Origin of the sequence: uncultured Nonlabens sp. (genome assembly GCF_947495285.1) — a bacterium.
Lineage (GTDB): Bacteria > Bacteroidota > Bacteroidia > Flavobacteriales > Flavobacteriaceae > Nonlabens.
The window spans coordinates 1-10,530 of record NZ_CANLXZ010000050.1; the positions used below are offsets into that span (position 1 = coordinate 1).

At 33.4% G+C, this 10,530-nt stretch carries 9 protein-coding genes; 1 reads left to right on the forward strand and 8 read right to left on the reverse strand.

Annotation, left to right across the window (positions count from 1 at the left end):
* Positions 1-497: 497 nt before the first annotated feature.
* From Q0838_RS13715 to Q0838_RS13735, 5 genes are all read right to left on the reverse strand, one after another.
* Positions 498-908 carry a UPF0158 family protein gene (locus Q0838_RS13715; RefSeq protein WP_298956309.1) on the reverse strand — a complete coding sequence of 137 codons (411 nt, stop codon included), beginning with the start codon at positions 906-908 and terminating at the stop codon, positions 498-500.
* 5 nt (positions 909-913) lie between these two features.
* The gene (locus Q0838_RS13720) at positions 914-1,024 is read right to left on the reverse strand and encodes a DUF3024 domain-containing protein (protein WP_298956329.1); all 111 of its coding nucleotides are present in this window, start codon (positions 1,022-1,024) and stop codon (positions 914-916) included.
* A gap of 406 nt (positions 1,025-1,430) precedes the next feature.
* A complete protein-coding gene (locus Q0838_RS13725) occupies positions 1,431-2,300 on the reverse strand; it encodes a cyanophycinase (RefSeq protein WP_298956312.1) in 870 nt (289 codons plus the stop codon).
* A 485-nt stretch (positions 2,301-2,785) separates the two neighbouring features.
* Complete coding sequence (locus Q0838_RS13730; protein WP_298956315.1) at positions 2,786-3,424, reverse strand: CbrC family protein; 639 nt, start codon at positions 3,422-3,424, stop codon at positions 2,786-2,788.
* Positions 3,425-3,834: 410 nt separating this feature from the next.
* On the reverse strand, positions 3,835-4,746 hold the full coding sequence (locus Q0838_RS13735; RefSeq protein WP_298956318.1) for a hypothetical protein: 912 nt from the start codon (positions 4,744-4,746) through the stop codon (positions 3,835-3,837).
* Positions 4,747-5,467: 721 nt separating this feature from the next.
* On the opposite strand from Q0838_RS13735, the gene ssb reads away from it, so the two are divergent.
* Entirely contained in the window at positions 5,468-5,806 is a 339-nt protein-coding gene (ssb, locus tag Q0838_RS13740; protein ID WP_298956321.1) for a single-stranded DNA-binding protein, read from the forward strand.
* Between the two features lie 266 nt (positions 5,807-6,072).
* Here ssb and Q0838_RS13745 read toward each other — a convergent pair whose 3' ends face one another.
* The 3 genes from Q0838_RS13745 to Q0838_RS14425 form a co-directional block, all read right to left on the reverse strand.
* Positions 6,073-7,536, reverse strand: coding sequence for a sigma 54-interacting transcriptional regulator (locus tag Q0838_RS13745; protein ID WP_298956323.1), 1,464 nt, complete (start codon positions 7,534-7,536; stop codon positions 6,073-6,075).
* A 311-nt stretch (positions 7,537-7,847) separates the two neighbouring features.
* Positions 7,848-9,953 carry an ATP-dependent DNA helicase RecG gene (gene recG, locus Q0838_RS13750; protein WP_298956325.1) on the reverse strand — a complete coding sequence of 702 codons (2,106 nt, stop codon included), beginning with the start codon at positions 9,951-9,953 and terminating at the stop codon, positions 7,848-7,850.
* Positions 9,954-10,317: 364 nt separating this feature from the next.
* Positions 10,318-10,404: a GIY-YIG nuclease family protein gene (locus Q0838_RS14425; protein ID WP_366942057.1), complete on the reverse strand. Its 87-nt coding sequence runs from the start codon at positions 10,402-10,404 to the stop codon at positions 10,318-10,320.
* Positions 10,405-10,530 lie beyond the last annotated feature (126 nt).

Below are 10,530 nucleotides of genomic sequence, written 5' to 3' on the forward strand. Positions count from 1 at the left end.
TTTGATATCTAAATATGCTGTTCTTCCCATACATAAATATACAAAAAATATATGACATTATATAACTATATTGGTATAAGTTATCTTTTAAGAAATCTTGATGTATCCCTTAAAAGTGAAGAGTCATTCATATAGTAATAGTAGGACTCATTTATTGAGTTATGCTGGGTAAACACGTTTAATAAGGTCATAATAACCTAATATAAATGTTAGTAAAAATTAAGTGAAATAAGTAACAACAGGCTGAAAAACCTAGTGTTTATATGCAGTTTTCCTTCTTGTAAATACATTAAGGTAAGTTAATGTTTATTTACACTAAAATAGTAACTAAAGGGAAAATACCGCCTTAATCACTGTCTGTAATAAGCTATTAAAACAGACTGTAGAAATTACTATATCAGGATCTATGCACCTGACAGACATTAAAGTGTGCTTGTTTAAAATAGAGCAAAAATTAATTGTTTCTATCACAAATAGTGTTGCGCACACGCAGACTTTTAGAGATCTAATTGTGTTTTAACTCTTTTTACGAGTTCATGTTTTTTAAAATCAAACCAGTCTATTCTATATTCTGAATGGTCAATTATTTTGTTAAAATTCTCAAAAGGTTTTTTATTTGCCAAAACGCGTTGCAGTTCTAACTGAATATTTTTATCGGTTAATGTGGTAACAAATCGTTCCATAATTTTAAACGATTCAAAGCTCTCCAAAGCTTCAAATTTGATAAAATCCTTTTTGCTTTGATTTACCTTCTCCAACTCAGCACTGAAAGCATCACGAAAATCATCTTCGTCCATCATTTTTCCAAAATTTGGAATACTAATCACTTCTTTAGTTTTGATGTTATAGAAACAGTCAAATCCACAGTCCAATTCTTGCGCAATGCTTTTAATTATATTTGATTCCATATGTATTACCCAAAAAAGCAACTGTATTCATCTTCCTTAATTATTTCAATCATTTTATCTAAATAGGCTGATTGTGGAAATGGGGCATAAAGTTGCCACTTTCCGTTCGCTCGCATCCAATATAAATTCCATTCTCGACTTGACTTATAAAATCTAATTTTGGCAAATTCATGAGTGAGAAATTCGCTAGTATTGTCCCAAAAAGGTCTTATCTCAAATAATATTATGACACTTCCATTATAAGAATAACCCACATCGAGTTGCCTCCTACTTTCTATATCTTGCGGACGTAAGGATTCTACCAAATTTTTTTATAGCTAATTCATTTATGTCAATCGCGGTGTTTTCCATTCAGTAACAATGTGTTATCAGCTTCGCTCTTAAATATGTTATGTTGCATGTTTCAAGCAACTAATTTAGTAAATGATTACTGACCAACAAAGTCCGAAAGAACTTTATTCAGTAGGCTATAACTCGCAACGAATTATACGCGGTGTTAGCTACTGTGACTTTTCAAAATGCTCAGTTCCGAATGACTTTTCTTTCTCTCAGGTTATATTTATCTCCACTTTTTAAAAAATAAAATAATTGGTTTTTGTTCGGTAATTTTTTGCGAGTATCCTCATCAAATGGATTAGATTCAATAGACCAAAATGACTTGTCATAGATGATAACATAACTGTCTCCTATGACTTCGAGAATATCTCCTTTTACGACAATAGCTGTACTTTCATCAATTCCGACACCCAAAAGTTCAGGTTTATTCTCAAGAATTGTAAACATATCAAACTGTCTATTTCTGCTTAACACGTGTTGGTCAATAGCAATATTTGAAATAAATCCGAATCCAACATCATGGTCACCCATCATTATTTGATTGTTTTTTGTATCTCCTCTTGCTAGATAAGAACCTTGTATTGTTGCTCCTGCAGATGAACCTGCAATAACGCCACCTCTGTCTAATAATTTAAGAAGTTCTCTATGTACTTTAGTGTTTAAATAACTATCTGCGATTCTCCAGTGTCTGCCACCAGTAAAATAAATACCTGTGGCTTCTTTAATCGGTTGAACAAAATCATCTGTATTTACCTCTATAGAATCATTTGAATGTAGAATAGTAAAATTAGGTAAACCATATTCTTTGAAGTTTCTTTCTAATAACAATGAGTCTATTTCATTGCCCTTAACAAATGCAGTTGGTATAACCACTATTTTTGCAGAATCTCCACCAGCTAGTTTCCGAAATTCTTTCATAATGATTGTGTGTCCTATTTCTCCACCACCAATCGCTATAAGTGTTCCATTTTCATTTCCTGTAGTTACAATATTTTCCTGCGCTATGCATAAGATAGGTAAGAATAATATGACAAAAAGCAGGAATAAAATTTTCAATATTTGTGGTTTTTAATTGTTCTACGTGAGTTTTTAGGTCATTCTAGCTAACATGCAAAGATGTAAGGCGTGTGAGGCGTTTTGCTTTGTATCCTAAAGTTAGAGATGTTGATTTAGGATTTTAAAGATAAACTAATTTAGAATTATACGGCCTCACAGGTAGCCTTTAAAACGTCTTATGCGCTTTATGCTTTGTTAACGCCAGTTATTTGTGGCAGCATTACTACAGCAAGTATGCACCGTATTTAAGACAAGGCGTTTTTCACCTTTGCCCGTTCAGGCTTATTAGTAGTTTGTGAATCTTAAAATCTGCAATTTGTTTAGCCTAGAGATGGCTTTATGATTTTCATGGCAATGGAGTTGCGTAAAGTTAGTACGCAATAAGAACAAATTAAAATTTTATGCCTAGAACTACGCCCGCAGGTAATTGGGCTCAATGTGTTAAATAAAAATTAGTTTTAATGGTTTTTATTGTGTGCTATTTATTATTCCACATATCCTCTTTGCTGTTTACAATGTAAACACTCAAATGCATAAAAAGCTGACTCGGCATATTTAGATTTATTGGGACCAAATTGCTTATCATAAAAATCATCGCCATTCCAATTATCCACAATTTCATTGAAAAATATCTTGGCATTATTATTAGGTGAATGTTTCACAAAATCATCATGCTCCCAAGTTCCAATGAATTTCATAAAATCATTACAATGGATTAACCATCTAGCTCCTTGATATGCATTAAAAGGAGGTGTGTGAATCAAGTTATCCATCTTTGATTTTTCAATAGTTAGAAGTTGTTCTTCTTTTGGTTGAAGTAGTAAAGAATAATCATCACTATTTTTTAAAAATTTATACTTTTCAGATTCAGTTAATATTCCATCTTTAGTTAAAAATCCACCTTCAACTTGATGTTCAAAACCATACTTTCGCTCACTCAAACAGTTTAAACAAACAGTTTCAATTACTTCAATTCCCTTATATATTATTTCGATAGAGCCGTCTAATTCTAATCTATGTGAAGTGTCTTTTTTACAGATAGAACAAGGTGCAATATCGTTATTCAATTCAAAAGGGGAATCCCAAATTGAAGAATTAAAATAATCTAAATTTAAAATATCCATTTTTTTGTTTATTAGTTATAACGTCAGGCTGTCTAAAAAGCGGCTTATTGATCCTGCCACTATTGTAAAACTAGGTGTTTTCAGCCAATCTAGAGATTGTTTAATGAATTTTCTTTTAATTCACTCATAACCTGAGTTCAATTAATATTTAAGTAGATTTCCCTAGCAAAAAGATAGATTTTTAGTAAATTAAAGTCTTGATTTTCAATTTATTAATCCAAAAACCTATCTATGATAATCTACTCTAAAATTACTGAAATCTTTTTTCTTGTTGATGAATTTTGTAAAGAATATGATCAAATAGGTTGAAAAGTAGCATTTAGGTAATCTTTCAAAACGCCCACCGATTATGTCAAAAGGTTAGTATAAATAGTCGTTTAAATACCATTTACATATTGTTCTACAACGTTTTAATTCCTATTATAATCTTCCCATTTTTTCAATAAGACTGTTTTTATCTTATTAATTTCTTCTTCGTCTAAAATTTTATCAAAATTAGATACTGTATTTACTATATAGCTTTTATAATATTTCTCTGACCCTTCTTTTAGTCTAAAGTCAACTGCATCCCATTCCTCAAATTCTTGTAAAATAAAATCAAGAAATCCCTTCCTATTTTTATCAATATTCAAATAACCTGAGAGGCCATTATTTAAAAAATCATTAAACTGCTCTGTGCCACCTTGACCACAACAACTGATATTTCTAGCAATTGCAAGACGACAGGTTTCTTTGATCCAACCATATTTGTCAATTATTGATTTGATGTCCCACATTTGCTCAACTTCATGATCCAGGTCATTTGTTCTCAAAAATTCAATATAGGGTGGTATCCACTTTTTACTTTGATTTACGAGAGCTAAGATAGCATAGGTTCCCGCAGGAGGACCTTGGTCATATTCATCCATAATCCAAATTCGTGTTCCTTCTGCCCCATCATCAGTAATATCACAATATTTTAGAATTAAAGTCGATAAATCAGTGTGTTTTGCTGCTTTATTGAAAAAGTTATATTCATTAATCGTGTGAGATGAACCAGACTTGTCTTCAAATACTATTTCGAACGTAAAGCTTTTTAATCTAGTATTGTTATGGTATTTAACAATGTGATGGTGCCTAACACTGGCTTTCTCATCCGGATATAAAGCCTTGATTTCTTCGATGGAAGTAATTAATGCTTTGAGTATTAATTTACAGTCTTCTTCAGTTAATAGAATACCATTTAAATCTTTTTTTATAAACTTTTCATGTGTGGCTTCTTTTACATTATAATTATTACCTACAAAACCATCGGCTTTTATCAATATCTTTATAGTTGTCATTACGGTATGGTTTAAAATATTAAATATAGAGAATCGTAGGATTGAAACACACTACACTCCAATTAATCACAAGCCAAATGTAAATATTTTGTATTTAACGTCTCAATAGTAAATGCCCAATTTTATATTTGGGGACCTCACAAAAAAATCACAGACCTTTGCATTAAACACAAACCTTTTATGTTTTTTAACTGGTGTTACCGACTGTTTTTACTTTAATTTATTTCACGCCAGTTATTTGTGGCAGCATTACTACAGCAAGTATCCATCGTATTTAAGACAAGGCGTTTTTCACCTTTGCCCGTTCAGGCTTATTAGTAGTTAGGGAGTCTTAAAATGTTTAATCTGTTTAGCCTAGAGATGGCTTTATGTTTTTCATGGCAATGGAGTAGAGCAAATTTAGTACGCAATAAGAACAAATTAAAATTTTATAGCCTAAAACTACGCCCATAGGTAATTGCTTGAACAACTAGTACATACGTGTATCAACTCTCCAACCTGAGTGTAAAGATAAACCGAACCCATTTCTAACATAATTTTTAAAAATTATTCTTTTCAACAACAACAGCTACTTAGTAAGATATAACCATTTACAAACGTAAGTAAACGTAAACAAACGTTTAAAATACAATTGAAACTTTAATGCTGTCACATCTTTGCACCGTCATCAATTACAAACGATGGCGTTAACTAATATATAATCCATACAAACAAATTCATTATGAGCAATCTAAGTAACAAAGTACAATTGATCGGTAACCTAGGACAAGACCCAGAAACAGTAAATCTTAATGACGGTAAAAAGCTAGTTAAGTTTTCTCTTGCTACTACAGACCGTTATACTAATAAATTAGGTGAGCAGGTAACTGACACACAATGGCACCGTATTGTTGCCTTTAATGGTACGGCAAATATTATATCTGAATACGTAAAAAAAGGAAATAAAATAGGTGTAGAAGGAAAACTAGTCACCAGACAGTGGGAAGATAAATCTGGAGAAAAACGCTATACTACAGAGGTAGTTTGCGACCAGGTTTTAATGTTAGGTGGTAAGGCATAATCTCACTAATTTCTTTTAGAAATAAAAAATTAGTTCAAAAGCAAACAGTCCATTATCTCGCGATAATAGACTGTTTTTTATTTTAAAATAAAACTCGTTATTTTTTTACCTCTCCTCTATTACATCAAGAAATGGTTCTAGTTCTAATAAATGCATACCATCTATTTTACGTAATTCTCTTAAGAATCATGTTTTTAGAACCAGCTCTATAGTAGATTATTTAAGAAAACAACCTACTATTTAAAAATCATAATATCTTTTATTATCTAGATCCCTCTTACAAAGTCACTGTATAAATCATTAAATTGAAACCCTTCTGTAAATCTCTTTTTACTCAGTTTTTCAAATTCAACTAGTGACCAAAGAATAAACTCTTTCATAAAATTACGGTCTTCTTTAGTGGTTTGTGGCTGGTATTTTTGGACAAGATCTTCTAGCGGTGTGACCTGATCGATCAATACATTATAGTCGCTATCATTTAATTCGTCCAGTAATTCTAACCCTTCATTATTAAAAAACCACTCGATCAATTTATCGTATGGTGTTACCTCATCACTTTTAACTAGCTTTTTGATTTCTGGAAAATATTGAGGGAACAAGGTCTTAGTCGCCGCACCTATCAATTCCATTGCTACAAAGGCTGCACCTTCTTGCTCTCCTTCATAAACCAGTTCTACCTTACCAGTAATGGCTGGTATAATACCTGTAAAGTCAGAAAATCTAATAGTGGTCTTATGGTCACCGCTTATTAAAGAACGACGCTCGGCAGTACTTAAAAGATTTTCAAAAGCAGTAATACTCATGCGAGCACTTACCCCACTTTTTTCATCTACATATTCACTATTTCTAGCGCTGAAGCTTATTTGTTCCAATAAATCCTTTGCTAGTTCTGGTACATAGACAGACTCTGTAGTTCGTGAATCGTTCTTTGCTTCTTGTTGAGTAATTGTTTTTGCAATAGCGATACTCTCAGGATAATGAGTCAGAATTTGAGATCCTATTCTATCCTTAAGCGGTGTAACGATGCTACCACGGTTAGTATAATCTTCAGGGTTTGCTGTAAAGATAAACTGCATGTCTAGTTCTAGTCTCAATTTAAAACCACGTATTTGTATATCACCTTCTTGTAAAATATTAAAAAGTGCTACCTGTATACGTGCCTGTAAATCTGGCAATTCATTAATTACAAAAATGCATCGGTTAGCACGCGGTATCATACCATAATGAATCACGCGATCATCTGCATAGCTTAGTTTTAAATTTGCTGCTTTTATAGGATCTATATCACCTATTAAATCGGCAACGGTAACATCTGGAGTAGCTAGTTTTTCATAAAAACGATCTTCTCTATGCAACCAGGAGATAGGGGTTTTATCACCGTGCTTTTCTATTAATTCTTTGGCAGTTCTTGATAACGGTTGTAAGGGATCGTCATGAATCTCACTATCTGTCACATAAGGTATGTATTCATCTAGCAAGCCAGTCATGAGTCTCGCAAGTCTGGTTTTTGCCTGCCCTCTTAAACCTAATAAATTAATATTGTGACGTGATAAAATAGCACGTTCTAATTCTGGAATTACGGTGTTTTCATAACCATGTATTCCTGTAAAAGAATTCACATCGTTTTTAATGTTTTCAATAAGGTTATCCCTTAACTCTTCCTTAATTGACTTTGATTTCCAGCCGGACTCCTTCAGCTGTTTTAATGTATTTATTTTATTATAATCCATAGTTTTCCTTCTTAATCGTGTACAAATTACAACCCAAGCCCTACTCTAGCAATCATTAAAGAGATATTTAACGTTAGTGTTTAAGAACTGTAAGATTCTAGCTGTTTAAATTACACATAAGATGGTTGTGTATCTCGCTTTCGCGAAAGCGGAATAAAAATATGTATTAAATATACATCAAGGATTAAGGAACTATGAAGTAGAATAAATTATCTACTCCTTAAATAAATCAAGCATATTTGAGCCGCTCTGATAGTAGTTTAACATCACATCTCAACTATTTTCACATAGACGATGAGTTTGTTAAAGGCTTAACTTATGTACTTCCAAAGTCCTTTTTTATTCTGTAGAAAAGACATAACACGTTTTACACCAGCATGTTGTTCTAGTTCTATCTTCACATCTTTGGCGAGTAATTTTTGAGCTGCTTCTCTTGCTATGGCGAGTATATGATTGTCCTTTACAATATCTGCAAGTCTTAAATCCATGACACCACTTTGCTGCGTTCCCATAAGATCTCCTGGGCCGCGTAATTTAAGGTCTACCTCAGCAATTTTAAAACCATCTGTAGTAGCAACCATGGTGTCTAATCTTGTTTTTGAGTTAGCACTGAGTTTGTGGCCTGTCATTAAAATACAGTAACTCTGGTCGCCACCACGCCCTACTCTACCGCGCAACTGGTGCAATTGAGATAGTCCAAAACGCTCTGCACTTTCTATAATCATCACGCTGGCGTTAGGCACATTAACACCTACTTCTATAACTGTAGTTGCGACCATGATCTGAGTCTCGCCGTTTACAAAGCGATTCATTTCATAATCTTTATCTTCTGGCTTCATACGGCCGTGGACTATACTTACATGGTATTTAGGTAGCGGAAATTCTCTAACAATACTATCATATCCATCTTGCAGGTCTTTATAGTCTAGTTTTTCTGACTCTTCTATTAATGGATACACCATATAGACTTGACGACCTAGCGCTATCTCGTCCCGTATAAAACCAAAAACAGCGAGTCTATTTTTATCATATCGGTGTACGGTTTTAATCTCTTTACGACCTGGAGGCAACTCATCTATCACAGAAATGTCTAGATCTCCATATAAACTCATCGCTAGAGTTCTAGGTATAGGTGTTGCGGTCATGACCAGCACGTGTGGTGGCAAATTATTTTTTTTCCAGAGTTTTGCTCTTTGCGCCACGCCAAAACGGTGCTGCTCATCTACTATAGCAACGCCCAAGTTTTTAAACTTTACTTTATCCTCAATAAGTGCATGTGTACCTATTAAAATATCTAGAGTTCCATCTTCTAGCTCTTCATGAATAGTTCGACGTGCCTTAGTCTTTACAGATCCTGTAAGTAAGGAAACTGTAATTCCTGTACCTTCTAGCAATTCTGACACGCCACTGTAATGCTGTTGTGCAAGAATCTCTGTAGGTGCCATAATACAAGCCTGAAAACCGTTATCTAATGCAAGTAATGCCGTGAGAACGGCAACTATCGTTTTTCCAGAACCTACATCACCTTGAAGCAAACGATTCATATGAGCGCCCGTACCCATGTCGGCACGTATTTCTTTTACTACACGTTTTTGCGCACCTGTTAATTCAAAGGGTAAATGATTTTTATAAAAGTCGGTAAACTTATCTCCTACGCTATCAAACACATAGCCTTTAATCTTTGTTTTTCTAATCCTATTTTGTAGCAATAATTCCATTTGAATAAAAAAAAGCTCTTCAAACTTTAATCTATAAATAGCATGTTGCAACATATCTGGTGTGGTAGGAAAATGAGCGTTTACCATAGCTTCATTTTTACCTATCAACTTATAATGCTCTCGCATATCGTCTGGCAATGTTTCTACAAAGGCGCCATTGATCTCGCTAAATAACTTGCGCATACATTTAACGATGTACGTGTTAGTTATCTTACGTTTGGCCAGCATTTCTGTACTAGGATAAACTGGTGTCATCGCACTTTGTTTGCGTGACTTGTGATCTACTAGTAATTCTAGATCTGGATGTGCAATATTATATTGAGAACCATAACGAGCCACTTTACCGAAGGCTACATAGGGTTCATTTATTTTAAGACTGTCTCTAAAATGTTTCTGACTGCGGAACCATACCAACTCCATGCGTCCCGTCTCGTCTGCAAATGTAGCAACCAGTCGCTCTGATTTACCAGACCCTGCGGTTTTTATATGGATTATTTTCCCTAAAATCTGCACTTGTGCACTATCTGGCACTAGCTGATTGATCTTATAATATTTAGTTTTATCTATATATCGATTAGGAAAAAGATTTGCCAGATCTCCATAAGTATGGATATGCAATTCACTACGCAAGAGTTTTGCTCTTTCTGGACCTATGCCAGTAAGGTAATCTATAGGTGTAGAAAGAAAGTTAAGTGGCAATGGAAAATTATTTCTAGTGTGTATTCAAAGATAAATGGACTTAATGAAATTTTCAAATTAATAATCATGTGAATATATGATTTACCAAAATTTAAACTTTTAAAATAAAACTGGCCGGAGCGATAGTCGAAGACGGTTACTTATGGAAAGAGTTTTATCTTTCCCTTTTAGGTACATAATCTGAAGATGCAAATGCGCTCGATGGATCATTCTAACAATTAGATAATATTTTCCGTCTATCAAAATAACCAGATGCTAATGCTCGTTTCTTTTTAACTGACCATTCCTTAATTCTTGCTTCAAAATGATAGGCTTAAAATACATCGTTAAATTATTCATGAAATAACAACTCTACTGGTCGCCTTTAAAAAGTAAATGATCGAGGGCTTGATCCTTTTTGATGTTCATTAAATCTTCTTAGAATATTGTTAGTCCTTCCTGTGTAGAGCAATCGGTCATTAGATTATAATATGTATATGTAAAACTGATAATTTATACCAAATAACAATAGCGTCCTAAACGTTTAAAAAGAGAAAGGGAAATTTGTTCCTCAAAGTTACCTTTGTGGTGCAACACA

What these genes read in the sequence shown, in the direction of transcription:
- Q0838_RS13745 (WP_298956323.1), bottom strand. Translation starts at nt 7,536, where the DNA reads ATGGATTATAATAAAATAAATACATTAAAACAGCTGAAGGAGTCCGGC.
- Q0838_RS13735 (WP_298956318.1), bottom strand. Translation starts at nt 4,746, where the DNA reads ATGACAACTATAAAGATATTGATAAAAGCCGATGGTTTTGTAGGTAAT.
- ssb (WP_298956321.1), top strand. Translation starts at nt 5,468, where the DNA reads ATGAGCAATCTAAGTAACAAAGTACAATTGATCGGTAACCTAGGACAA.
- Q0838_RS13715 (WP_298956309.1), bottom strand. Translation starts at nt 908, where the DNA reads ATGGAATCAAATATAATTAAAAGCATTGCGCAAGAATTGGACTGTGGA.
- Q0838_RS13730 (WP_298956315.1), bottom strand. Translation starts at nt 3,424, where the DNA reads ATGGATATTTTAAATTTAGATTATTTTAATTCTTCAATTTGGGATTCC.
- Q0838_RS13720 (WP_298956329.1), bottom strand. Translation starts at nt 1,024, where the DNA reads ATGCGAGCGAACGGAAAGTGGCAACTTTATGCCCCATTTCCACAATCA.